17 protein-coding genes and 1 pseudogene are annotated in these 23,962 nt (G+C 74.8%); 9 read left to right on the top strand and 9 right to left on the bottom strand.

The annotated features are described in order from the left end of the window. Nucleotides 1–39: 39 nt before the first annotated feature. Both HOY81_RS00090 and HOY81_RS00085 read right to left on the bottom strand, forming a co-directional pair. Entirely contained in the window at nt 40–1,215 is a 1,176-nt protein-coding gene (locus HOY81_RS00090; protein ID WP_237316606.1) for a S1 family peptidase, read from the bottom strand. Between the two features lie 172 nt (nt 1,216–1,387). Continuing rightward, complete coding sequence (locus tag HOY81_RS00085) at nt 1,388–2,233, bottom strand: class I SAM-dependent methyltransferase (protein ID WP_237316604.1); 846 nt, start codon at nt 2,231–2,233, stop codon at nt 1,388–1,390. Between the two features lie 252 nt (nt 2,234–2,485). On the opposite strand from HOY81_RS00085, the gene HOY81_RS00080 reads away from it, so the two are divergent. Further along, nucleotides 2,486–3,253 (top strand): PIG-L deacetylase family protein, encoded by a 768-nt coding sequence (locus tag HOY81_RS00080; protein ID WP_237316602.1) that lies wholly within the window; start codon nt 2,486–2,488, stop codon nt 3,251–3,253. A 279-nt stretch (nt 3,254–3,532) separates the two neighbouring features. On the opposite strand, the gene HOY81_RS00075 is transcribed toward HOY81_RS00080, so the two are convergent. Continuing rightward, a complete protein-coding gene (locus HOY81_RS00075; RefSeq protein ID WP_237316892.1) occupies nt 3,533–4,936 on the bottom strand; it encodes an MFS transporter in 1,404 nt (467 codons plus the stop codon). A 658-nt stretch (nt 4,937–5,594) separates the two neighbouring features. Between HOY81_RS00075 and HOY81_RS00070 the strand changes: the two genes are divergently transcribed. The 3 genes from HOY81_RS00070 (at nt 5,595) to HOY81_RS00060 (ending at nt 8,191) form a co-directional block, all read left to right on the top strand. Then, nucleotides 5,595–6,437: a M23 family metallopeptidase gene (locus HOY81_RS00070; RefSeq protein ID WP_237316599.1), complete on the top strand. Its 843-nt coding sequence runs from the start codon at nt 5,595–5,597 to the stop codon at nt 6,435–6,437. A gap of 162 nt (nt 6,438–6,599) precedes the next feature. Then, nucleotides 6,600–7,202 carry a TetR/AcrR family transcriptional regulator gene (locus HOY81_RS00065; RefSeq protein WP_237316597.1) on the top strand — a complete coding sequence of 201 codons (603 nt, stop codon included), beginning with the start codon at nt 6,600–6,602 and terminating at the stop codon, nt 7,200–7,202. 29 nt (nt 7,203–7,231) lie between these two features. Next, on the top strand, nt 7,232–8,191 hold the full coding sequence (locus tag HOY81_RS00060; protein WP_237316595.1) for a DMT family transporter: 960 nt from the start codon (nt 7,232–7,234) through the stop codon (nt 8,189–8,191). Nucleotides 8,192–8,290: 99 nt separating this feature from the next. Here the strand turns inward: HOY81_RS00060 and HOY81_RS00055 are convergent, their stop codons facing one another. Together HOY81_RS00055 and HOY81_RS00050 are read right to left on the bottom strand one after the other, a co-directional pair. After that, on the bottom strand, nt 8,291–8,857 hold the full coding sequence (locus tag HOY81_RS00055; RefSeq protein ID WP_237316593.1) for a methylated-DNA--[protein]-cysteine S-methyltransferase: 567 nt from the start codon (nt 8,855–8,857) through the stop codon (nt 8,291–8,293). 166 nt (nt 8,858–9,023) lie between these two features. Then, nucleotides 9,024–9,941 carry a glycerophosphodiester phosphodiesterase family protein gene (locus HOY81_RS00050; RefSeq protein ID WP_237316589.1) on the bottom strand — a complete coding sequence of 306 codons (918 nt, stop codon included), beginning with the start codon at nt 9,939–9,941 and terminating at the stop codon, nt 9,024–9,026. A 164-nt stretch (nt 9,942–10,105) separates the two neighbouring features. Here HOY81_RS00050 and uvrB point away from each other — a divergent pair, with 164 nt between their 5' ends. The 4 genes from uvrB (at nt 10,106) to HOY81_RS00030 (ending at nt 16,164) form a co-directional block, all read left to right on the top strand. Then, nucleotides 10,106–12,256 carry an excinuclease ABC subunit UvrB gene (gene uvrB / locus HOY81_RS00045; protein WP_272892163.1) on the top strand — a complete coding sequence of 717 codons (2,151 nt, stop codon included), beginning with the start codon at nt 10,106–10,108 and terminating at the stop codon, nt 12,254–12,256. 140 nt (nt 12,257–12,396) lie between these two features. Further along, the gene (locus HOY81_RS00040; RefSeq protein ID WP_237316587.1) at nt 12,397–12,975 is read left to right on the top strand and encodes a TerD family protein; all 579 of its coding nucleotides are present in this window, start codon (nt 12,397–12,399) and stop codon (nt 12,973–12,975) included. 41 nt (nt 12,976–13,016) lie between these two features. After that, on the top strand, nt 13,017–14,927 hold the full coding sequence (locus tag HOY81_RS00035; protein WP_237316584.1) for a TerD family protein: 1,911 nt from the start codon (nt 13,017–13,019) through the stop codon (nt 14,925–14,927). Nucleotides 14,928–15,195: 268 nt separating this feature from the next. Beyond that, nucleotides 15,196–16,164, top strand: a complete 969-nt coding sequence (locus HOY81_RS00030) for a TerC family protein (protein WP_237316581.1) — start codon at nt 15,196–15,198, stop codon at nt 16,162–16,164. A gap of 30 nt (nt 16,165–16,194) precedes the next feature. On the opposite strand, the gene HOY81_RS27635 is transcribed toward HOY81_RS00030, so the two are convergent. The 4 genes and pseudogenes from HOY81_RS27635 to HOY81_RS00010 form a co-directional block, all read right to left on the bottom strand. Then, nucleotides 16,195–17,865 carry a SpoIIE family protein phosphatase gene (locus HOY81_RS27635; protein ID WP_237316579.1) on the bottom strand — a complete coding sequence of 557 codons (1,671 nt, stop codon included), beginning with the start codon at nt 17,863–17,865 and terminating at the stop codon, nt 16,195–16,197. A 337-nt stretch (nt 17,866–18,202) separates the two neighbouring features. Then, nucleotides 18,203–21,436 carry a phosphodiester glycosidase family protein gene (locus HOY81_RS00020; RefSeq protein WP_237316886.1) on the bottom strand — a complete coding sequence of 1,078 codons (3,234 nt, stop codon included), beginning with the start codon at nt 21,434–21,436 and terminating at the stop codon, nt 18,203–18,205. Nucleotides 21,437–21,960: 524 nt separating this feature from the next. After that, nucleotides 21,961–22,308 (bottom strand): annotated as a pseudogene (locus tag HOY81_RS00015) (polyprenyl synthetase family protein); the annotation flags it as partial. Next, a complete protein-coding gene (locus HOY81_RS00010) occupies nt 22,305–22,610 on the bottom strand; it encodes a polyprenyl synthetase (protein ID WP_237316577.1) in 306 nt (101 codons plus the stop codon). The gene HOY81_RS00010 and the pseudogene HOY81_RS00015, both read right to left, overlap by 4 nt. 316 nt (nt 22,611–22,926) lie before the next feature. On the opposite strand from HOY81_RS00010, the gene HOY81_RS00005 reads away from it, so the two are divergent. Beyond that, nucleotides 22,927–23,844, top strand: coding sequence for a hypothetical protein (locus tag HOY81_RS00005; protein ID WP_237316575.1), 918 nt, complete (start codon nt 22,927–22,929; stop codon nt 23,842–23,844). The last annotated feature ends 118 nt before the right edge of the window (nt 23,845–23,962 follow it).

Here is a 23,962-nt window from a genome sequence, read left to right as displayed (position 1 = left end):
AGTCGTGCTGTCCCGGCACGGGCGGCGCCGGCCGGGGGGTCACTGGGTGTGCAGGGTGAGGCCGTACCGCTGGAGGATCTCGTTCACCGGCTGGAACCAGGTCTCACCGCCGCTGCTGCAGTTCCCCCAGCCGCCGGAGGTCACGCCCTGCGCCTGGTCGCCGGTGATGTAGGAGCCGCCGGAGTCGCCCGGCTCGGCGCACACACTGGTCTTGGTCAGGCCGTGGACGTAGGTGTCGCCGTTGTAGACCACGGTCTGGTTCTTGCCCAGCACCGTGCCGCAGTGCCAGTGGGTGGTGGAGCCGGAGCGGCAGATCGAGGAGCCCACCGGGGCCTCGGCCGAGCCGCGCACCAGCCGGTCCGGGACGGTTCCCCAGCCGAGCACCACCGGGACGGTCCACCAGCCGTGGCCGGTGCGGACGAACGCCATGTCGTCGCCGGGGAAGGCGGACTGCTCGAAGTGCCCCATCGCCGAGCCGTCCCAGCCGGTGACGCTGCTGCCGACGCCGCCGCAGTGCCCGGCGGTGACGAAGCCGCCGTGCACGGAGAAGCCGATGGAGCAGCGGGTGTTGCCGTTGATGTAGTACGGGTCGCCGCCGACGACGCCCGCGGCGAAGGTGCGCGGGGCCTCGCCCTCGGTGGCGTCCACCGTCACCGGGGAGCCCGGGCCGGTGGCCCGGAGGAAGGCACGCACCTTCGGGTCGTCCGCGGCCCCGCGCTCGACCGAGACCACCACGGTGCTGCTGCGCGGGTCCACGTGCCAGCCCTGTACGCCCTCGGGGACCCGGCGGTCCCGGGCGCGGCTGTCGAGCCGCTGTTTGGCGGCGTCCAGTTCGGCGGCGGTGTGCGGCACGGAGGTGGGCGTGGCGCCGGCTTCCCGCACGGCGGCTCGCCGCTCGCGGGCCTCCGGGCCGTCCGCGGCGACCCCGACGACCAGCCGGCCGGAGTCCGCGTCGAACCAGGCGCCACCGAAGGCGCCGCCCGCGGCGTCTCTGGCCGCGTCCCGCACCTGGCGGGCGTCGGCCTCCTGGCGGAGCCGGGTGCGTGCGGCCTCCTCGTCCAGGCCGAGGTCGCGCTGAAGGGCGGTGACCAGCCCGGGCGACGCCTCCGGGGCGTCGGAGCCGGAGGCGGACGCCGGGGTGCCGGCGCCGGTGAGGCCGAGCCCGGCGGCCAGGGCCAGGGCGAGGCCCAGGCGCACTCTGTTCCTGCGGTGCATGGGGGATCTCCTTCGGTCGGGGCGAGGAGGGACAGCAGGTGAGAGCGCTCTCAATGCCATGCGAGACTAGTCCCGCGTACCTGCCATGTCCATACCAATCCCTGCCCGAGGCGTGACCGAAGGCCGCCCGGACGGACGGGAGCCGGGCCCGGAACGGGCCGGGGGCGGAAGCTCAGTCGTCGCCGGCGGCGCGGTCCGCCGGCGGCCGGCGCTCGGCGGCCGGGGCACCGGTGGCGCCGGACGGCGCCACCGTGACCCGGATCTTCGACTGCTTGTGCGGCAGCGCGTCCCAGTCCTCCATCACCGAGGCGGCCAGGCCGTGCGACTCGGCGAGCGCGATCAGCGTCCCCGGGCGGTAGTAGAAGTCCTCCCGGAGCACGTCGTGCTCGGTGCCGTCCGTGCGGTTGTAGGTGAAGTCGAAGAACCCGCCGGGGGCGAGCACCCGCCGGACGTGCGCGAAACACTCGTCGACGACGGTCAGCGGCGAGTGCGAGAAGACGCTGTGGGCGTGCACCACCCGGAAGTGCCCCTCCGGAAGGTGTGCCAGCCGCAGGTCGTCCACCAGCGTCAGATACGGCAGCTTCTCCTGGAGCCGGTGGTCCACGAGGGTCTGCTGCGCCGCCAGCAGGATGTCCGGTGAGATGTCGACGCCGTGGTAGTGCCCCGGCTCCAGGTAGTCGATGAAGTGCCGGCCGGCCCGCAGATTGCCGCAGCCGATCTCCAGCAGCCGGTCCCCCGGCGCGAGGCCGTGCGAGAGCAGGTAGTCGAACTGCATCCGCCCGAGGGCGTTCCACCGCTCCTCGCTGGGTGTGCCCACGGCGCCCCTCGGGTTCCGGGCGGTGTCCGACTTCATCACCGCCCGGTAGTAGGCGATGTGGTCGTCCCCGGTGCGGCGGCGCAGGCGCCAGTCGCGCACCAGGCGCCGCACGTGCGGTGCGATCCGCTTCGGGTGCCGGGCGGCGTAGCGGAGCCGGTGGGTCAGGGAGGAGCGGTCGTGCGAGCGGACGGTGGCAGGCATGGCGGTGCCTCTCCAGGTGGTACGGCTGTCGGGGTGTCGGGGTGTCCGGAGGGAGTCGGGGGACGTCAGGAGGGGAGCAGAGGGAGGAACGGTCCGGAGTTCAGGGGTGGTGAAAGGGCGAGGAAAGGGATATTGCCGTCCGGGAGGGCCTCCTGGCGATAGCTTGAGCGTGACCGTGCCATCGAGTGACACACCTGCGGCCATTGACACGTACCGGGGGTGACCGGGATGGCGGAACCTGTGAGGAGGGCGATGAGTCAGCAGGACGCCGTGTTCGGCGAAGAGGCGGCGCAGCTCGAGCCGATGCCGGAGGACTGGCGGCGGGCGCTCGCCGTCGTCGCGCACCCGGACGACCTGGAGTACGGGGCGGCCGCGGCGATCGCCGAGTGGGTCGCCGCCGGGCGCGAGGTCGGGTATCTCCTCGTGACCCGGGGGGAGGCGGGCATCGACGGGATGGACCCGCGGGAGGCCGCGCCCGTACGGGAGGCGGAACAGCGCGCCAGTGCGGCCGTGGTGGGCGTGCGGGAGGTCGCCTTCCTGGACCACCGGGACGGGGTGATCGAGGAAGGCGTCGCGCTGCGCCGGGACATCGCGGCGGCCGTGCGGAAGTGGCGCCCGGAGCTGGTGGTGACCCTCAACCACCACGACACCTTCGGCGGAGTGGCGTGGAACACCCCGGACCACCGGGCCGTGGGACGCGCCACGCTGGACGCGGTCGGCGACGCCGGGAACCGCTGGATCTTCACCGACCAGCTCGAGAAGGAGGGCCTGGAGCCCTGGGGCGGGGTGCGCTGGGTGGCCGTCGCGGCCTCACCCGAGCCGACGCACGCGGTGGAGGTGGGGGAGCGGTCGATCGAGCGCGCCGTCGCCTCACTCGCCGAGCACCGCGCGTATCTGACCGCACTGAGTGACAAGGAGCCGGAGGAGTACGCCCGGGAGTTCCTCGGGCGGTCCCTGGAGATGGTGTCCGGGCGCTTCGGCGGCCGGAACGGGGTGTCCTTCCAGCTCTACCCGAGGTAGCGGACCGCCGTGTTCCGCCGGCCGCTCTTTCCCGGCCTGGGCGCGGGAGCCTGCACGGAGCCCCGGACCCTGCCGGGCGCGGGACCCTGGGGGCCCCGGTCCGGCGGCGGTGGGCGGAGCGCGTCGCCGCGGTGTCCGGCTCCGGCCGGCGGTCACCCGCGCGGTGCGCCCCGGGGCGTGCGCAGCGGCGCTCCCGGGCCCGTACGGTGCGGCGGTGCTCCGGTGACCCGTACGGCGCGCGGGTACGGCGTACGGCGACCGCACGCGCGGCGGGCGGCGTCAGGGCGTGCCGCCGGTCGGGGGCCGCGGCCCGGCCGCCGGGGTGCGGCGCAGGGCGGACACCAGCACCAGCGCCGCCACCGGGAGCAGCAGCGTGGCGGAGCCCGCCGTGAGCCAGCCGTAACCCGCCTGCGAGACGACCAGACCGGACAGGGCACCGCCCGCCGCCGCGGCGCCGTTCATGGTCAGGTCGGACAGTCCCTGCACGGCGGCCCGGGCGTGCTGCGGCACGGAGTCGGTGAGCAGGGCGGACCCGGCGACCAGCGCGGCCGACCAGCCGAGACCGAGCAGGAAGAGGCCCGTGAGGGAGCGGGCGTGCTCGCCCTGCGCGGTGCCGGCCAGGGCGGCGGCGCAGCCGAGCAGCGCGACGGCCAGGGCGATCACGCTGAGCCGGCCGAGCCGGTCGGCGAGCCAGCCCATCAGCGGCGAGAAGGCGTACATGCCGGCGATGTGGACGCTGAAGACGAAGCCGATCAGGTCGATGTCCGCACCGTGGCGGGTGAGGTCGACCGGGGTCATCACCATGATCGAGACCATCACGGTGTGGGCCCCGGCGATGGTCACCAGGGCGACCCGCGCCCGGGCCGACGCGGCGACCGCCGCCATGCCCTCCTGCAGGGCACGGCCCCCGGCCCCCTTCCGCCGCCCGGTGCCGCGCGGCCGGGTGGAGGCGTGCTCCCCGGGCCCGGGTCTACCCGGCCCCGCGTCCCCGGGCCCGGACGTCCCGGGCCCCGCCTTCCCCGCGCCCGGGTTGGCGGGCAGCCCGGTCTCCCGGCCCTCCGGGTCCCGGGCGGCCAGCTCCCGCGCGGTGAGCAGTGGGTCGGGCCGCAGCAGCAGATGGACGAGGAGCGCGGCACAGAGGAAGACCGCCGAGCCCCAGACGAAGGGCCCGGCGGTCACGGGTATGCCCAGGCCGAGCCCGGCCACGCTGCGCCCGGCCGGGCCGGCGATGCTCGGCCCCAGCACCGCGCCCAGCGTGGTGGCCCACACCACGGTGGAGATGGCCCGCGCCCGGCGCTCCGGGGCCGCCAGGTCGGCGGCGGCGAACCGGGCCTGGAGATTGGCCGACGAGCCCGCGCCGAAGGCCGCCATGCCGAGCAGCATCAGCGGGAAGTTCCGCAGGACGGCGCCGAGCACCACCACCGTGCCGCCCAGCGCGGCGATCAGATAGGCCAGCGTGAGCCCCGGCCGGCGGCCACGGGCCGTCATCAGCGCGGCGAACGGCAGCGAGAGCACGGCGGTCCCGACGACCGACGCCGTGGAGGCGAGCCCGGCCAGCCCCTCCGAGCCCGTGACGTCCTCCGCCAAGACGGTGGCGAGGGCGACGCTGGTGGCGACGGCGAGCCCGCCGAGCACCTGGCCCGCGCCGAGCACCGCCGTGGTGCGGCGGCGCAGCGCCGTCAGCTCACCGCTCGTGCCGGGAGCGCCGGCCGTGCCCGGAACGGGGGCACGGCACGGGGCCGGGGTGAGCGGCGGGGGTGCGGGGGCGCCGGAGGCGTCAGGACCGCCGGTCGGTTCGGTGGTGTCGGTCACCCGCGCAGTCTGCCATTCCTGTGACCGGCGGCACAGCTTTTCCCGGGCTGTCGCCGCCCGTTCCGGAAATCGGTGTGCACTGGCTCACTATTCCGCCGGGCACCGGGTGTCCGATTTTTCCGAATAGTGGGTGCGCCAGGTCACAGAAATGGCCCCCGAAAGAGGGTCCGAAGCATTGCCTCTCGTGAGGTGAGGCACAGGTCTTTTCTCCGGTACGAAGCGGAATAGGACGTCCCGGCGGTCTCGGCGGGAAGTCCGGGTCCGCCTCCCGGCTTCCGCTCGGGCGTCCGTGAAGGCCCTCGACGCGTGGTGAAAGCGCAGCTCGGAGCGGTGCGCAGGGGGTGTGTCCGGCGTTCGCGGGAGGCCGTTGCCGCGGCGCGGAAAGCCGGTGGGCGGCACGGCCGGCGGGGTCGTGTACGGGTGTCCGTAGTATCCGGCCTTCTTGGAAATGTCCGAATGGCGGGTTACCAAGGTGGTGCCTGGTCAGAGACCGGGAAATCCCCCCACGCATTCCGGAGGTACTACCCCCATGCCGAATCGCATCTCGATTTCCGCCATACGTCACCGCTTCCGTACCCGTACCCGCACCGCCGTGGTCTCGGCGGGCCTGTGCGCATCGCTGGCGGTGGGCGCTGGTGCGGCGATCGCGGGCGTACCGCAGGACGCCTCGGAGGCGTCCGGCGGCTCGGCGAAGGCCGCGCAGGCCGCCGCCCCGCACGAGGCGAAGGCCGGCAAGGCCGGGGACGGCGCGAAGTCCGAGGGTTCCAAGGGCTCCGAGGACGGCAAGGACGCCGGGAAGAAGGGCGACGCCGGGAAGAAGGCGGAGGCCGAGAAGGACGCCGAGAAGAAGGCGGCCGAGAAGAAGGCGGCGAAGAAGAAGGCGGCGAAGAAGAAGGCCGCCGAGAAGAAGGCGGCGAAGGCCCGCAAGGCCGACGCGAAGAAGAAGGCCAGCCGGAACGCCAAGCGCGACTGGATCTCGCCGGTGTCCGAGCCCTTCACCCTGACCGCGTCCTTCGCGGACAGCGGTGCCCGCTGGTCCGCCAGCCACTCCGGCCAGGACTTCGCCGTGCCCACGGGCACCCCGGTCAAGGCCGTGCACAAGGGCACCGTGGTCACCACCGGCTGGGGCGGCGCCTACGGCAACCGGATCGTCGTCGAGCACCCGAACGGGAAGTACAGCCAGTACGCCCACCTGTCGAAGATCAATGTGAGCCCCGGCCAGCACGTGAACACCGGCTCGAAGATCGGGATGTCCGGGAACACCGGTAACACCTCCGGCCCGCACCTCCACTTCGAGCTGCGGACCACGCCGGTCTACGGCTCGGGCTTTGACCCCATGCCCTACCTGCGCGCCCACGGCGCCAACCTCTGACGGACGTCACCCGCCCGGCGCCGGACGGCCCTGTGCCGCGCGGCGCCGCGACGTCCGTCGGGCTGCCCGCACGGGGACGCCCGCGCTCCCTCCGGAGCGCGGGCGTCTGCGCGGGCCCGGGACGTGTTAGGTAGACTGACCTACCTAACACCGGGAGGCCCGATGAGTGACACCGGTACAGGAAGGCAGGCCGGGAAGCGGCCACCGGCCCGCGAGCGGCTGCTGGCGGCCGCGGCACGCCGCTTCTACGCCGACGGCGTGACGGCGACGGGGATCGACACGATCACCGCCGAGGCCGGCGTGGCGAAGATGAGCCTGTACAACAACTTCACCTCGAAGGCGGATCTCGTACGGGCCTACCTCGAGGCGCGGCACGAGGAGTGGCGAGGGCTGTACCGGCGGCGGCTGGCAGCGGCCACGGGCGGGCGGGACGGCGTGCTCGCCGTCTTCGACGCTTACGCCGACCACGCGGCCTTCGCCTACGAGCGCGGCTTCCGGGGCTGCGGCCTGCTCAACGCAGCGGCCGAGCTGCCCGCCGGAGACGAAGGACGGGCGGTGGTGCGCCGGCACAAGGAGGAGGTCGAGTCGCTGCTCGCCGGGCACGTCGGGGAGGTGCTGCCCGGACGGCCCGAGGAGGCGCGCGCGGTGGCCGAGCACCTGGCGTTCCTGCTGGAAGGTGCCATGGCGCGGGCCGGTCTCGAGGGCGCCGGGACGCGCCTGGAGCACGCCCGGGCGATGGCGGCGGACCTGCTGGGCCGGTTGTGACGCGGCCCGCCGGACATGCGGCCGGGCCGATGGGCGCGGGATCGCTGTGCGTGCTCGCGGCGTCGGTGCTGTGGGGCACCACGGGCACCGCGGCGACCTTCGCCCCGGCGGTGGGCCCTCTGGCGATCGGGGCCGCCGCCATGGGCCTGGGCGGGCTGCTGCGCGCGCTGGTCTCGGCTCCCCGCATCGCCCGGGAGGCGAGCGGGCTGCGGAGGCAGCGCGGTGCGGTACTGGCCGGCGCGGCGGCGGTGGCGGTCTACCCCCTGGCGTTCTACAGCTCCATGCACCTGGCCGGGGTCGCCGCCGGGACGGTGGTGTCGGTCGGTTCGGCACCGCTGGCCTCGGCCCTGGTCGAGCGGGTCGTGGACGGGCGTCGCCTGACGCGCCGCTGGATGCTCGGTGCCGCCCTCGGGCTGTCCGGGACGGTGCTGCTGTGCGGCGCCGAAGCGGCTGCGGGGCACTCCGCGCCCGGGGCCGGTTCCGGGCGGGCGACCGCGCTGGGTATCGGGCTGGGCCTGGTGGCGGGGCTCACCTACGCCCTGTACTCCTGGGCGGCGCACCGGCTGATCAGCCGTGGTGTCTCCGGCGGCGCGGCGATGGGAAGCGTCTTCGGGCTGGGTGGCGTGCTGCTCGTGCCGGTGTTGCCGGCCACCGGCGCCCCGCTGCTCGATTCGTGGCCGAACGCTGCCGTCGGCGCGTACTTGGCGCTGGTGCCCATGTTCCTCGGCTACCTCCTCTTCGGCTGGGGCCTGGCGCACGTGCCCGCGAGCACCGCCACCACCCTGTCGCTGCTGGAGCCCGCCGTCGCCGCCCTGCTGGCCGTGCTGGTGGTCGGCGAACGGCTGCCCGGGACGGGCTGGGGCGGCATCGGCCTGGTCGTCGGCTGCCTCGTCGTGCTCACCCTGCCGGTCCGGAGGCCGCTCCGGGCCCGGCCGGAGACCACGGAGCCCGCCACGGAACCGGCCGCCGTGGGCACGCACCTGCCCTGAGCACCGGCCGCGGGCGGCATGTGCCCCCGCATCCCAGCGGTGCGCCGGGGCGCCGTGCGGGGCGCCTGCGGCTCCGCCGGTGACCGGAGCGGAACGCGCCTAGAAGAGCGGCTCCGGCAGCACCCCCTCCAGGGCGAGCAAGGCGCGTTTGGTCTCCCGGCCGCCGCCGAAACCGCCGAGTCCGCCGCCGCTCTCCACCACGCGGTGGCACGGCACCACGACCGGCAGGGGGTTCGCTCCCATGGCGAGGCCCACGGCACGGGCCGCACCGGGCTCTCCGACCCGGTCGGCGAGGTCCTGGTACCCCGCGGTGGTGCCGTAGGGCACCCCGGCGGCCAGCTCCCGCAGCACCCGCCGCGGGAAGCCGTCGGTCAGCGACCAGTCCAGCGGGACCCGGAAGTCACGCAGCCGCCCCGCGAAATACGCGTCCAGCTCCCGGCAGGCGGCCTCCAGATGCCGCCGCGGAGCCTCGGCTCCCACCTCGGACCCCGCTGCGGGCCCGGCGCCCAGCCGGGCCCGCAGACGCGTCAGGATGCGCTCGCGGGCCGGCGGGTCCGCGTGGAAGACGACCGTCAGCAGGCCGTCGCCGCTCGCCGCCAGCAGCAGCGGTCCGATGGGGGCGTCGTGGACCGTCCAGGCCCAGACGCCGGCAGAGGTCTCCGGCACGGACCCAGCCTACGGCGCGGCACCGACAGCCCGGCCGCCCGAGCGGCGCCGGCGGACGGCTCCGCGGTCCCGCGGCCAGGCGGCCGCAGGACCCGGTGGCCCTGCCCGTACGGCCGGCACCGTACCGCCCGCGTCGCCGGACCTCCGCACTCCCGCGCCACGCGGTTCAGCGCTCCAGGGCGTCCCGCACCACGTCCGGGCGGTTGCTGATGATCCCGTCGACGTCCGCGCCGGCCAGTGCCGTCGCGGCCGCGCCGTCGTCCACGGTCCAGGTGAAGACCTCCAGCGGCTTGCCGTGCGGGCCCTTCAGCGCGTGCACGGCGTCCACGTACTCCTCCGAGACGGTCGTCCACCGGGGGTTGATCTGGTCGGCGAAGGCGGCGTAGCCGGGCAGCTCGGCCACGGCCGGGGAGCCGAGGAAGCCGGTCTTCACCGCCGGTGCCAGCGCGTGGACGGTACGCACCGCGTCGGCGTCGAAGCTCTGGATCACCAGCCGGTCCGCCGGGTGGTGCCGGCGCAGCCAGCCCTCGTTCGCCAGCTCCTTGAGCGTCTGCGCCTCCACCCCCGGATAGAGGTCGGGGCGCTTGAGCTCCAGCAGCAGCTTCTGGTGGTTCTGCCCGACGCGGCCGAGGAACTGCTCCAGGGTCGGGACCCGCTCACCGGCGTACTCCGGGCCGAACCAGGAGCCCGCGTCCAGCCGGGCGATCTCCGCCGCCGTGAAGTCGGCCACCCGCCAGGGCGCCCGGCCGGGGAAGACCTCCTCGGCGTTCGTGGTGCGCTCCAGGGTGGTGTCGTGCAGGACGACCAGCTCGCCGTCCCGGGTGCGCTGCACGTCGTTCTCCACCCAGCGGATGCCCAGCTCGTCGGCCTTGTCGACGGCGGCGAGGGTGTTCTCCGGGGCGTAGCCGGAGGCGCCCCGGTGGGCGACGACGCGCGGGGCGTCGCGGTCGTCCGCGCCGGGCTGCGGCGCGGAGTGCTGTGCGGCGGCGTGCTGTGCGGCGGCGGGGGAGGAGAAGGGGAGCAGGAAGAGCGTGGTGGCACCCAGCAGTGCACCGGCGGTCGCGGCGATCGGGCGCATCGGCATCGGGGACTCCTCGCGTCGTGGCGTGCACGGACGGCGAAGATGGTCCCCGTTGGTGTGTACATGCAAGCGGAGCCGGCCTTTCCTGCGGGTGAACGGGGTGCGAGTCTCTCCCGCAGCACTGCTCCCGCCCGCCGTTGTCGGCGGCGGGTCGTACGGTGGATTGCATGCGGCCCGTTTCCGAGATCGAACGCAAGGCGGCGCCTTTCGAGGTCGTCAGCCCCTATCAGCCCAGCGGCGACCAGCCGACCGCCATCGACGAGCTGGCCCGGCGCATCGGGGGCGGGGAGAAGGACGTCGTGCTGCTCGGCGCCACCGGCACCGGCAAGTCGGCGACCACCGCGTGGATGATCGAGCGGCTCCAGCGCCCCACCCTGGTGATGGCGCCGAACAAGACCCTCGCAGCCCAGCTCGCCAACGAGTTCCGTGAGCTGCTCCCGCACAACGCGGTCGAGTACTTCGTCTCGTACTACGACTACTACCAGCCCGAGGCGTACGTCCCGCAGACGGACACCTACATCGAGAAGGACTCCTCGATCAACGAGGAGGTCGAGCGCCTGCGGCACAGCTCGACGAACTCCCTGCTCACCCGGCAGGACGTGGTCGTGGTGGCCTCCGTCTCCTGCATCTACGGCCTGGGCACCCCGCAGGAGTACGTCGACCGCATGGTGCCCCTCCGGGTGGGCGAGGAGATCGACCGGGACCGGCTGCTGCGCCGCTTCGTCGACATCCAGTACACGCGGAACGACGCGTCCTTCACCCGTGGCACCTTCCGGGTGCGCGGCGACACCATCGAGATCTTCCCGGTCTACGAGGAGCTCGCCGTCCGCATCGAGATGTTCGGGGACGAGATCGAGGCCCTGTCCACCCTCCACCCGCTGACCGGCGAGGTGATCTCGGACGACCGGGAGCTCTACGTCTTCCCCGCCTCGCACTACGTGGCCGGCCCCGAGCGGATGGAGCGGGCCATCGCCGGCATCGAGGCCGAGCTGGAGGAGCAGCTCGCCGGCCTGGAGCGGCAGGGCAAGCTGCTGGAGGCCCAGCGGCTCCGCATGCGCACCACCTACGACATCGAGATGATGCGCCAGATCGGCACCTGCTCCGGCATCGAGAACTACTCCCGCCACATCGACGGGCGGGAGCCCGGCTCCGCCCCGCACACCCTGCTGGACTTCTTCCCCGACGACTTCATGCTGGTCATCGACGAGTCGCATGTCACCGTGCCGCAGATCGGCGCGATGTACGAGGGGGACGCCGCCCGCAAGCGCACCCTGGTCGACCACGGCTTCCGGCTCCCCTCGGCCATCGACAACCGGCCGCTGAAGTGGGAGGAGTTCCTGGAGCGCATCGGGCAGACGGTCTATCTCTCGGCCACCCCGGGGCCGTACGAGCTCTCCCGGAGCGACGGTGTGGTGGAGCAGATCATCCGCCCGACCGGCCTGGTGGACCCGGAGGTCGTCGTCAAGCCGACCGAGGGGCAGATCGACGACCTGGTGCACGAGATCCGCACCCGCACCGAGAAGGACCATGGGGCCTCCCCGCAAAGCAGGGGACGTGTTCTCGTCACCACACTCACCAAGAAGATGGCGGAGGACCTCACCGACTACTTCCTGGAGCTCGGCATCCAGGTCCGCTATCTGCACAGCGACGTCGACACCCTGCGCCGGGTGGAGCTGCTGCGTGAGCTGCGGGCCGGCGAGTTCGACGTGCTGGTCGGCATCAACCTGCTGCGCGAGGGCCTGGACCTGCCCGAGGTGTCGCTGGTCGCCATCCTCGACGCGGACAAGGAGGGCTTCCTGCGCTCCGGCACCTCGCTGATCCAGACGATCGGCCGCGCCGCGCGGAACGTCTCCGGTCAGGTCCACATGTACGCCGACACGGTGACGGCGGCGATGGGCAAGGCCATCGACGAGACCAACCGACGCCGGGCCAAGCAGATCGCCTACAACGAGGCGCACGGCATCGACCCGCAGCCGCTGCGCAAGAAGATCGGCGACATCGTCGCCGACATCGCCCGGGAGGACATCGACACCGCGGAGCTGCTCGGCACCGGGTACCGCCAGACGGCCGCGGACCGGGGCAAGCCCGGCAAGGCCCCGGTGCCGGACCTGCGCGCCTCGGCGGAGGGGGCCGCCCGCGGGGACGGCGAGCTCACCGACCGCCCCGCCGGCGAGCTGGCCGAGCTCATCGAGGACATGACGGAGCGGATGCGCGCCGCTGCCGCGGAGCTGCAGTTCGAGGTCGCCGCCCGGCTCCGGGACGAGGTCGGCGAGCTGAAGAAGGAGCTGCGGCAGATGCGCGAGGCGGGGCTGAAGTAGCGCCCGGCCGGGGCGGAGTGTTGCAAGAACGACACAAAGGCCGGGCCGCCCGGCCCTGGTGACCGCCGCACTGCATAGGGTGCGGTCAGGCCGTACGGGCGGACGCCCGCGGCCCTGCGACGTCGAGAGGGGAACACGCGGTGACGGTCAACTTGTCCAAGGGGCAGGGCATCAGCCTGCAGAAGTCCGACGGGGGGACCCTGACCGCGGTCAGGATGGGGCTGGGCTGGAAGGCCGCTCCCCGGCGGGGGCTCTTCGGCCGCCGCAGCAAGGAGATCGACCTCGACGCCTCCGCGGTGCTCTTCGCGGACAAGCAGCCGGTGGACGTGGTCTTCTTCCGCCACCTGGTGAGCGACGACGGCTCCGTGCGGCACACCGGCGACAACCTCGTCGGCGGTGCCGGTCAGGGCGGCGACGACGAGTCGATCCTGGTCGACCTGCAGCGGGTCCCGGTGCACATCGACCAGATCGTCTTCACGGTGAACTCCTTCACCGGCCAGACCTTCGGCGAGGTGGAGAACGCCTTCTGCCGGCTGCTCGACGAGACCAACGGCGAGGAGCTGGCCCGCTACACCCTCACCGGCGGCGGCCAGTACACCGCGCAGATCATGGCCAAGGTGCACCGCCAGGGCGGCGGCTGGCAGATGACCGCCCTGGGCGAGCCGGCCAACGGCCGCACCTTCCAGGACCTGATGCCGGTCATCGTCCCGCACCTGTAGCGCGGGGCGACCGGGGAGTACGCGGTGGAGGGGACGCGAGCATGACGGCCGAGCTGGTCCGTGGGCAGAATCACCCGCTGCCCGGCACCCGCGTGGAGATCCGGGTGTCCGCCGGGAGTCCGGTGATCGCGGGGGCGACGCTGGGCGACGCGGAGGGGCGCCTCCGGGAGCCCGGCTGGGCGGCCCATCCGGGAGCTCCGCGCCTTCCCGGCGTGGAGGTCACCCCGGGGGCGGCGGCCGAGCACCGGCTGGCCGTCGACCTGGGCGCCCTCCCCGAGGGGGCGCACCGGGTGCATGTGCTGCTCGCCCTCCCGTCCGGCGGCCCGGCGAGCTTCGCCGGCCTGCCCGCGCCTTCGGTGGCGGTGGACGGGCCGGACGGCGCTCCGGTCGCCGGCTTCACCCTCACCGGGCTCGGTCCCGAGTCGGCGGTGGTGGCGCTGGAGCTCTACCGCCGGAACGGCGCCTGGAAGGTCCGGGCCATCGGCCAGGGGTACGCGGACGGGCTCGTCGCGCTTTTCACGGACCAGGGTTGCGCGGAGGCCGGGCAGCTCACGGCGGCCGTCGACGCGGCGGTGGCCGCGGAGACCGCGCCGGCACGGCACACCTCCGGCGCCCCCGCCTCCGCGTCCGGCGCGGGCGCCTCCGCGTCCGCCGACTCCGCGTCCGCCGACACCGTCCCGCGCCCCGGCCCGGCGCCCGTCCCGCCGCCCGCGACCCGCGGCGGACGGATCGACTACCGTCACCCGCGCCGCCACTCCGCCGCGCCGCGCCCCGCCGCCCCCGCGGCGCCGGCCGCCCCCGCCGGCACCTCCGCAGATCCCGCCCCCGTCGCGGGCGACGCCCCCGGCTGGTCGCTGAACGAACGCCTGTACAACCAGGTCTGGGGCATGTTCGAGGACCTCGCCCGGGCGGTCGCCGCATACCGCTCCGCGGCGGACTTCGCCGACTCCCGCCGCGACCAGGAGCTGGAGCAGGTCCTCTCCGACCCGCGGACCCGCGTCGGCCCGGCCGCCGAGGCGGCCCGTGCCGAGGCCCAGGCCCGGCACGCCCGGCTCCTCGGGCAGGCGCAGGACGTGCTCGACGGCGAACTGGAGCGGCTGCGCGCCGAGTCCGGCGTGGTGGAGCCGGCCCTGCCGCCTGCCTTCGCCCGCTGGGACAACCCCGTCTGGCAGGCGTACGAGGTCCCCATGGAGGTGCCCATGGCGCTCCGGCTCGGCGATCTCACCCTCCCCGAGTGCGCGGACCTGCGCATCCCCATGCTGATGCGGCTGCCGCTGGAGCGCGGACTGTGGATCGACAGCGGGCGGGGCGGCTCGGTCGAGTCCTCGCTCGTCGCCCCGGACGAGCTCGACCGGCTGGCCGTGGAGGTCGCGGTGGCGATCGCCGCCCGGCTGGTCGCCGTGTACCCGGTCGGCGACTTCTCCCTGCATGTCGTCGATCCGGCGGGTTCCGCCGCCGCCTCCCTGGTCCCGCTGCTGGAGACGGGGGCGCTGAGCGAGCCGCCGGCCGTCGGTGCGGAGGGCGTGACCCGCGTCCTGGAGCGACTCACCCAGCGTGTCGACCTGGTGCAGATGGCCGTGCGCAGCGGCGCCACGGCCGCTCTGCCGCCCGGCCTGGACACCGGCGAGCAGCTTCTGCTCGTGCACGACTTCCCGCACGGCTTCGACGACCGCGCCGTCACCGCGCTCCGTTATCTCGCCGACGAGGGGCCGGCGGTGGGCGTGCACCTGATGATGGTGGCCGACCGCGCGGAGGCCCGGGAGTACGGCCCGGTCCTCGACCCGCTCTGGCGCTCCCTGTTGCGTCTCACCCCGGTCCCGGACGAGCATCTCGCGGACCCGTGGGTGGGTCACGCCTGGACGTACGAGCCGCCGCTGGTGCCGCCCGGCAGTCAGGTCGTCCCGCAGGTGCTCCGGCGGGTGGAGACGGCGCGCCGGGCGTACGGCCGCTGAGGCTCGCCCGGCGGCGGAGCACCGGGCGGCGGTCTCGCTGCGGTCCGGGACGGTCAACGGGCGGCCCTGGACCGGGACTTTACCTTTCTTTGGCTTCCCTTTACTCTGTCCTGAGCGGAGGGGAGTATTCCCAGCTCGCGGCGTCCCCGTCAGTACGGGCCGGCCGATCCGGTGCCCGGGGCGTCGGTCCCGCGTGGTGCCCGGTCCGGGCTCAGCGGGGCGGAAGAGACCTCCGGCAGCATGCAGTGCTTCGCCGGAGGTTCCGTACATGGACGTCTCGCTTGCCGTCTGGGCCCTGACCGTCACCGGTCTGTGCGCCCTCATCGCCGTCGACTTCCTGGTCGGCGGCCGCAAGCCGCACGAGGTCTCCCTGCGGGAGGCCGCCGTCTGGAGCAGCGTCTGGATGGCGCTGGCCGCGCTCTTCGGGCTCGGACTCTTCCTCTTCGCCGGGGCGCAGCCCTCCGGCGAGTTCTTCGCCGGCTTCATCACGGAGAAGTCGCTCAGCGTCGACAACCTCTTCGTCTTCGTCCTCATCATGGCGAAGTTCGCGGTCCCCCCGGCCTACCAGCAGCGGGTGCTGATGGTCGGAGTGCTGATCGCCCTGGTGCTCCGGGCCGTCTTCATCGCGGCCGGCGCGGCCCTGATCGCGAGCTTCTCCTGGGTTTTCTTCCTCTTCGGCGGCTTCCTGATCTGGACGGCCTGGAAGCTGATCCAGGAGGCGCGTGCCGAGGACGAGGAGGAGGCCTACGAGGAGAACCGCTTCCTGAAGCTGATCGAGCGCCGGGTGCCCTCGACCGACCGCTACCACGGCACCCGCCTGTTCGTCCGGGAGGACGGCCGGCGGCTGATGACACCGATGCTGGTGGTGATGCTGGCGATCGGCACCACCGACGTGCTCTTCGCCCTGGACTCCATCCCGGCCATCTTCGGCCTCACCCAGGACCCGTACATCGTCTTCACCGCCAACGCCTTCGCCCTGATGGGCCTGCGCCAGCTCTACTTCCTCATCGGCGGCCTGCTGAAGAAGCTGGTGCACCTCTCCTACGGGCTGTCGGTCATCCTCGGCTTCATCGGCGTGAAGCTGGTGCTGCACGCGCTGCACGAGGCCGGGGTGCATGGGCCGGTCGTCAGCACGCCGTTCTCGCTGGGCGTCATCTGCGCGGTGCTGGTGGTCACCACGGTCACCAGTCTCCACGCCTCCCGCAGCGCCCGGCAGCGGGAGACCGCCGACCGCTGAGCGAGGGCCGGCGGCCGCCGTCCCGCGGGCTCACGTCTGCGGGGCGGCGAGCCGGCCCGGGGTGCGCAGCGTGAGCAGGGCCACGTCGTCGGTGTGCCCGGCGGGCCGTACCGCCGCCACGAGGTGGTCGCAGAAGGACTCCAGCGGCCGGCGGACCAGCGCGGCCGCGTGCCGCGCCAGCCGGTCCATGCCGTCCTCCAGTGGCAGTTCGGGGCTCTCCACCAGACCGTCGGTGTAGAGCACCAGGGTGGTGTCCGGAGGCAGCGTCACGGCAGCCGTCCGGTGACCTTCACCGAGCCCCGTGCCGACCAGGACGCCCAGACCGTCCTCCAGGAACCGGGTCCGGCCGTCGGGCGAGACCAGCAGCGGTGGCGGGTGACCGGCGTTGGCCCACTCCATGCGCCACGAGCCGCCGTCCGGGTCCCCGCGGACACGGGCGAGGATCAGGGTGGCCAGGGAGATGTCGCTGATGTGCGGGAGGCACGCGTCCAGGCGGTCGAGCACCTCGCCCGGGGACGCCTGCGGCAGCCAGGCGTACGCCCGCAGGATGTTGCGGAGCTGGGACATGCCGGCCGCCGCCGCCAGGTCGTGGCCGACCACGTCGCCGATCACCACCACGGTGTCGGCGTCCTGCACCAGGAAGGCGTCGTACCAGTCGCCGCCCACGTGCGAGCCGTGCGGGGCCGGCAGATAGCGGGCGGCCATCTCCTGTCCCGCCGCCTGCGGGAGGGGTGGCAGCAGGTGGCGCTGCATGCTCTCCACCACGTGCCGCTGCCGCTCGTAGAGCCGCGCGTTGTCCACGGCCAGCCCGGCCCGCCGGGCGATGTCGTCCACCAGTGTCAGGTCGGCGGGGACGAACACCGGCCGCCCGCGGCCGCGGGCGACGGTCAGCGCACCGAGCACCCCGTGCGGGCCCCGCAGCGGGGCGATGACGGCCGACTCCATCCCGGTGGCGAGGAAGAGGTCACGCTGCACCTCGGCCACGCCCGAGTCGGGCCGCCCCCGGTAGTCCTCCGGGGTCACCAGCGTCGGCGGCGCCCCGCGCAGCACCCGGGACAGCGGCATCCGGGAGGTGTGGGAGACCGGGGGCATGGGCCCTTCGAACTGTTCCATGCTGACGTAGTCGCCGCCCTCGTGGTGGACGACCGCGACCCTGCGCAACTCGTCGCCCTCACCGAGCAGGTCCGCCACCGCCCAGTCTGCCAGCCGCGGCGTCACCAGGCGGACCAGCCGCTTCAGCGCTTCCTCCACGTCCAGCGTCGAGGTGAGCACCGTGGTGGTCTCCGCCAGCAGGGCAAGCCGGTCGGCCGGCGAGGAGGAGGCGTCGGCCGGCCCGGCGGCGCCCGGCCGCCGGGGATGGAAGACGAGCACCGCTCCCGTCCGGCCGCCGCCCGTCCGGCAGGGGACACCGATCCAGTGCACCGGGCGCACCGTGCCGTCCCCGCAGGCGTACCAGCCGTCGTCCCCCTGCTCCGCCACCCCGGCCGCCAGGGCCTCCAGCAGCCGGCACACCGACCGGGGCGTGGTGCCGCCCTCGGCGTCGCGGTGCAGCAGATCGTGCGCGTCGGCGCCGAGGAAGCCCTCCCGCGGCCGCCGCAGCAGCTCCGCGGCGCGCGCGTTGGCCTCCACCACGGCCAGGCTCTCGTCCAGCAGGCACACACCCGCGTCGAGCGCCTCGCACGCCTCCACGGGGAACGTCACCGCACCCGCCTCCCGCCCGCGCCCCCACGAGCGCACGTCGCCGCACCGGTCCGCTGGTCCACCCCTCACCTTGACCGACCGGCGCGGCGGGCCTCACCGACACGCCCGTACGGTGCGGCCTGCGCAGCGCTGATGGGGGAGTGCCCTGCCGGGAGGACGGCCACGTGGGAGGGCCGCCGGGGTCCCCGGGAGCCGGCGCACCGCGCGCGGCACCGCGCGCGAGCCGCGCGGCTGCTGCTCGCGGTGCTCACGGCCGCGCTGGGCGGCGGCGCGCCCGCCGCCTCCCGCGCGGGGTGGCGCGCACCGCGCACCACCCCGCGCCCCGGGCCGCCCCGGCTCACCGGCGGACGGTCACCGTACGCTCGGCCGCGGAGCCGTTCACCGCCACGCGCAGGGTGACCGTGCCGGGCCGCAGACCCGTCAGCTCCCCCGTGACCGGGTCGTAGGCCGCGACGCAGCGGGGCCACCGCCTGCCGTCCTCCAGGCAGAGCTCCCGCGACCCGGACCAGTCCGCGCTGAGCGGCCAGCCGACGGGCACCTCGCGGGTCTCCCGGGCCGTGTTCTGCAGCACGGTCGCGCCCGCCTCGGCGGTCTCACCCACCGTCAGCCGCGCGGGTACGTCCAGCCGCAGCCCGTCGACGTGCGCCCGGGTCTGCACGGCGAACCGCTCGGGGCCGTGCCGGTCCACGCCGACCAGCGACCAGCCGGTGAAGCCGCCCGCGCCGGGCGGCGCCGCGGGGCTCTTGCCCGCGTTGCCGTTCACCAGGTACGGCACCCCGTCCACCCGGGAGGCGTGGAACACCCCGGCGTGCGCGCCCACGAAGAGTACGTCCTTTCCGGTGCGGGCCCGGAAGCCGCCGAGCCAGTCCTCCAGCAGGTCCGCCTCCAGCCGGTCGGTGAGCCGGCTGCCCTGCTGCGGAGTGGGGTCGCGCGGCGGCACGTGCTGGATCACCGCGACCGACCGCACCCGCGGGTCGCGGGCCGCGGCGTCGAGCTGCCGCCGCACCTCCTCGAACTGCTCGTACCCGCCGCCGCGCAGGGTCAGTGAGGAGGTGTCCAGGGTGAGGAAGCGGGTGCCCTTGTGGTCGAAGGTGCGGTGGGCCGGGCCGAACTCCGCCACGAAGTCGTCGATCGACCCGCCCATGGTCTCGTGGTTGCCGGGCACGTAGTACCAGGGCACGGCGTCGCCCAGCTCCTCCTCCAGGACGCGGCGGGCGAAGGCCAGGTCCTCCGGCGCGCCCTCGTCCACCAGGTCGCCGTCGACCACCACGAAGTCCGGCCGGGCGGCCCGTACCTCCCGCAGCGTCCGGCGCGCCTGCCGCACCGCCGCGCTGTCCGGGTCCCGGGCGACGAACTGCGCGTCCGACAGCACCGCGAACCGCCAGTCCCGCCCGGCGACCTCGCGTGCCGTCGCGATCAGCGGGTCGCGGACCACCGGGTCGGGCGGCAGTGCGACGTCCGGCGGGGTGCGCGCGACCAGTTCGTCGATCACGAGGCGGCTGCGGTACTGCTCCGCGGGCCGGGTCTCGGCCACGTAGAAGCGACGCACCTTCAGCGGGTACGCGACGCCCTCCGGCACGGTGAAGGTGAGCTGCCGCCAGCCCTCCCAGTCGATGTGCGGGGCGCGGAGCACCTGGCTGGTGCCCTGCGCGTCCACCAGGTGCAGCGAGGGCCAGGCGCCCCGCCCGTCGCCCTTGACCCAGAGGGTGAAGCTCTGCGGCTGGCCCGGCACCTCCAGGTACTCCGGCGGGTTGGCGTAGGCGGCGCGGGTGGCGGTGGACTCGCCGAAGTCGTATGTCAGGGCGAGCCCGGTGCCGTCGTGACCCTGCGGCTCCGGGGCGAGGGACCCGGAGGCGCGGGCGGCTGAGAAGGTCCAGCCGGCGGCGTCGTCGAAGCCGGCGACGCGACGGTCGCGCAGCCCGACGGTCACCGCGAGGACCGTGCGGTGCCCCGCGACGGTCGCGGTGATCAGCCCGGAGGCCGAGGAGTCTCCGGTGCGCGGGGTGACCGTGAAGCCCCCGGACTCCGGGTCGGGGGTGACGGCGAAAGCCGTGCGGTCGTAATCCAGTTCCACGTCTGCCGGGTCGACGGGCGCGCTGGTGCCCCGCGCGTCGAAGCCGACGATCCCGAACGTGCCCTCGTCCTCCGGGCCGGCCAGGCCCACCCGGTCGCGGGTCGGGCGCACCCGGTCCAGCGGGCCGGTCACCCGCAGCGTCGTGGAGCCCTCGGCGCGCCCCTGACGTGCCGTCACCTCGACGGTGCCCGGGCGGCGTGCCCGGAACCGGCCGTGGTCGTCCACCCGTCCCACGCCGGGCCGGTCGCTGCGCCAGCGGGGCGTCCCCTCGGCCGGGCCGTAGGTCTCGTCGTAGCCGGCGGCCGTGAGCTGCCGGGTGAGCCCGGGGAACACCCGCTCGGGGTGGCCGGCCGGCACGGTGTCCGCGGTGGGCGCGCGCGCCGGGTCGGCCGCGGTCTCCACCCAGAAGCCCTGGACCTCCCCGCTGCCGTCCGGCGCGGTGAGCGCCAGCCCGTTGGGCACCTCCCGCTGGTGCCCGTCGGAGGGGGAGTTCTCCAGTTGCGGGGTGTCCGAGCCGGGTTCGCGGGCCAGCAGGGTGGAGGAGCCGCCGCCGTCCAGGTTGAGGGCGTCGTACGCGCCCAGCTCGTCCATCATCCGGGCGAGTTCGGTGAGGGTGACCCCACCGGAGGCGGCCTGCCGGCCGTCCACGGTCAGCACGTGCATGGTGGAGCCGTCGCGGGAGAATCCGACGGCGGTGCGGGGTGCTGTCGCGTTGTTCGGCCGGCCCTCCCAGTCCTGCGGCTCGCCGTCCTCCACGAGCACGCCCCGGCCGCCGACCGCGGTCCGCGGCACCGGCCCGCCGCCGGCCGTGCGCAGGTCGTACTCCCAGGAGACCGGGTCGCCGGGGGTGAGCTGCGCGAGCGCCTTCGCCCCGGTGCCCCGGCCCAGCAGCACGCTGCTGCCGGACGGCAGCGGCCCGTCGCCGGGCGCGTCCGCGACGGCCGTCACCCGGCCGCCGCGCACGGTCACCTCGGTGGTGTCCTCGGGGCCGTCCGTGGTGAGCGCGCGGTCGGCCTCGCCCCACTGGGCGGTGTAGAGGCCGATGCCGTCCGCGGGGAGCTGCGCCGCGTTGTAGGCGTCCAGCGGCCGCTCGCCGTCCGGGAGCGTGAGGGTGCCCGCGAAGTACAGGTCCAGGATGCGGCCCGCGCTGCCGGGGCCGATGCCGGCGGCCTGGGAGACGCCGGGCTGCGGCGAGTGGGTGGGTGCGCCCTCGCGGACGCCGGGGCCGAGCGGGGCGCCGGTCTCGTTGATGTCGAAGAAGTCCGCGTTGAGCGCGGCGACGGTGCGCCGTCCCTCGCCGGGGTCGTGTGCCGCGACGTGCTCCCCGAGGGTCCGGCGCCCGGAGACGGTACCGGAGGACAGGTAGTCCACCCGGGTGCCGCCGTCCAGGTCGACGCTGAGCGCGTCGGCGCGGAGCCACTTCTCGGGGGCCAGCCGGTCGAAGGAGGTGAGGGTGGCGCCCGGGGCCACCGGCCGGGTGGTGCGGGAGAGTTCCATGCCCCCGCCGGGGGCCGTGGTGACGGCGGGCGCGGCAGACGCATCGGGCGCCGCCGGTGGTGCGGGGGACGCGGCCGCCTCCGGGGGAGCCGCGGCGGCGGCCGGGGCGGCACCGGGTGGGGCGAGGCCGGTGGTGAGTGCGGTCAGTGCGGTGAGGGCGGTCGCCGTGAGCAGGGCCGGGCGGAACGGGCGGCCGCTCCGGACGGGTCGGGTGCAGCGGGCGGAGAAGCTGTCGCGCAGTCGGGTGTGTCTCACACAATCCCCCACATCGGCCGGGAGTTGAGCGCGCTTGCTGCGCACCCAGCCGCACAGAGTGGCAAGGGCGACCGGTCTACACCAGAGGGGCGGAGGGAAATCGACGGAAACACGAGGGGGCCGCCCGGTGCCGCACGCGGCCTCCCCGGCGTGTTGCGGCCGCCTCACCCGCCCGGACGGCGCGCGGGCGTCCGGCCGGGCGCGTCAGCCGTCCACCACCGGGGCGGGCCGCGCGCCGCCGTCGTGCGGTGGCCCCGGCCGCCCCGGGGCAGCGCCGCCCGCAGCGCCACCTGGGCGCTGGGACGCCCGTGGCGGAGCGGGCTGTCGTCGATGAGGTCGTCGTGCACGACGGCCGCCGCGTGCACGAGCTCCATGGCGCTGGCCGCGCGGACCAGCGCGTCACTGCCCGGGCGGCCGGCGGCCCGCCAACCCCAGTAGCAGAACGCCGCGCGCAGCCGCTTGCCGTCGGCGACCGCCGTGACCAGCTCCTCGGCCACCGGGGCCAGTTCGGCGTCGAGGGCCGTCAGCGCGTCGGCCTCCTGCCGCACGACGCCGCGCAGGACCTCCTGGACGCGGGCCTGGAGCACGGCGGGCTCGTCGCTCTCGTGTGCGCTCACGACCGGGACGACGTGTCGCGCGCCGCCACCACCCGGCGGGCCAGCACCTCCAGACGGGCCGGCGGCCCGGAGGCGAGGCGGTCCACGGCGAGGCGTCCGCGGGCGCGCACCTCCTGCCGGCCGGCACCGGCCAGCTCACCCAGGTCGGCGCGGCTCAGCAGGTCGCGCAGCCCGCCTACCGCCCGGCCCAGGCCGGCCACCGCCAGGTCGGCCACCCCGGCCGCCAGCAGCACGAGTTCGTGCTCCGTGCTTCCGGCACGCTCGTGCTCCCCGTCGCAGCCGCCGCCGTTCTCCTCCGGCACCGGAACCCCCTCCTCGCCCCCAGACCCGCCGCCGGCACTCCGGGCAGCGGGGGCGGTGCGCGGCACCCCCCGTGGAGCATGGTGACGGGCGCCCGGCGCCGGTGCGACGGAAATACCCTTTCGAGGGATTCTCGAGTGACGAGCCGGCGGGCAAGCGGTGGAGGTGCTACGTCCATGGCCTTTGCCAGGGGCATGCAGCCTTGCTGACCCGGAGTCGACGGGCTTGAATGCGCGGTGACGCACCGGTGTGAACGGGCGGCCCCCGTGTGAACGGCCGCCTCGCCCGCCGGTGACCGCCCGAGGACGAGGGTGCCGCGTGAAACTCCACTCCGATCTCGAACAACTCCTCAGAACAGGCCCGTTCCACCTCGCGCTGCGCGCCGCCATCGAGGCCCGCGGATTGGCGCTGCACCGCATCCGCCACCGGCTCGCCGAGCGCGGTGTACGGGTCGGCGTCACCAGCCTCAGCTACTGGCAGCAGGGCAGCCGGCGCCCCACGCGCCCCGAGTCGCTGCGCGCCGTCAGCGCCCTGGAGGAGGTGCTGGAGTTGCCGGAGAACGCCCTCGTCGACCTGTTGCGGGACGGCGACGACCGGGTGGAGCGGCCCGCCGCCCGCTCCTACCGCTCCCTGCTGGACGCCGCGGGTGCCCTCCAGCAGCTCCTGGGGGAGCTGGGCGCCCCGGCCGACGGCGGCCTGCACACCATCACCCACCTGGAACGGGTGCGTATCGGGGCGCGCCGCGAGCTGGTACAACGCGAGTCCCAGCAGGCCGTCCGCGCCCACCGGGACGGCGTCGACCGCTATGTCGCCATCCACTACGGCGACGCCGGCTGCGACGTGGACCGGGTCCGGCTGACGGCGGGCGAGAACTGCCGGGCCGGCAGGGTGCGCCGGCACGCGCTGACCGGCCTGGTCGCCGCCGAACTGCTCTTCGACACCCGGCTGGGCACCGGCGACACCCATGTGTTCGGCTACACCTTCGACGACGGCACGGCCGGCACCAGCCACGAGTACGTGCGCGGCTTCACCTTCGGCGGCGGCCAGTACGTCCTGCAGGTGCGGTTCCACGAGGCGGCCCTCCCGGCGCGCTGCCGCAGCTTCGTCCGTACGGCGCCGGGGGCGCGGCCCACCCGGCAGCGGGAGCTCTCGCTGAGCGGCCGGCACCCCACCGTCCATCTGGCGGAGCAGGCGGTGCGGCCCGGCCTCCTCGGCATCGGCTGGGAGTGGCCGTAGGAGACGTGCCCCGGCCCCGGCGCGGCTCCGGCCCGGCCCCGGGCGCGGTCCCGGCGCGGGCCCGGCCGTGGTCGCCGCGCCTCCCGCTGTCCGGGGGCCCGCCGCGGTCCGGGCGTGG

This window comes from Streptomyces sp. JJ36, assembly GCF_021696945.1.
In the GTDB taxonomy this organism is placed as follows: Bacteria; Actinomycetota; Actinomycetes; order Streptomycetales; family Streptomycetaceae; genus Streptomyces.
This window is presented reverse-complemented; position numbering and strand designations above follow the sequence as displayed.

Coding starts and splice junctions, on each gene's coding strand:
- HOY81_RS00020 (WP_237316886.1), bottom strand. CDS start 21,436: ATGGAACTCTCCCGCACCACCCGGCCGGTGGCCCCGGGCGCCACCCTC.
- HOY81_RS00060 (WP_237316595.1), top strand. CDS start 7,232: ATGGGCGCGGGATCGCTGTGCGTGCTCGCGGCGTCGGTGCTGTGGGGC.
- HOY81_RS00030 (WP_237316581.1), top strand. CDS start 15,196: ATGGACGTCTCGCTTGCCGTCTGGGCCCTGACCGTCACCGGTCTGTGC.
- uvrB (WP_272892163.1), top strand. CDS start 10,106: ATGCGGCCCGTTTCCGAGATCGAACGCAAGGCGGCGCCTTTCGAGGTC.
- HOY81_RS00050 (WP_237316589.1), bottom strand. CDS start 9,941: ATGCCGATGCGCCCGATCGCCGCGACCGCCGGTGCACTGCTGGGTGCC.
- HOY81_RS00080 (WP_237316602.1), top strand. CDS start 2,486: ATGAGTCAGCAGGACGCCGTGTTCGGCGAAGAGGCGGCGCAGCTCGAG.
- HOY81_RS00085 (WP_237316604.1), bottom strand. CDS start 2,233: ATGCCTGCCACCGTCCGCTCGCACGACCGCTCCTCCCTGACCCACCGG.
- HOY81_RS00065 (WP_237316597.1), top strand. CDS start 6,600: ATGAGTGACACCGGTACAGGAAGGCAGGCCGGGAAGCGGCCACCGGCC.
- HOY81_RS00090 (WP_237316606.1), bottom strand. CDS start 1,215: ATGCACCGCAGGAACAGAGTGCGCCTGGGCCTCGCCCTGGCCCTGGCC.
- HOY81_RS00035 (WP_237316584.1), top strand. CDS start 13,017: ATGACGGCCGAGCTGGTCCGTGGGCAGAATCACCCGCTGCCCGGCACC.
- HOY81_RS00070 (WP_237316599.1), top strand. CDS start 5,595: ATGCCGAATCGCATCTCGATTTCCGCCATACGTCACCGCTTCCGTACC.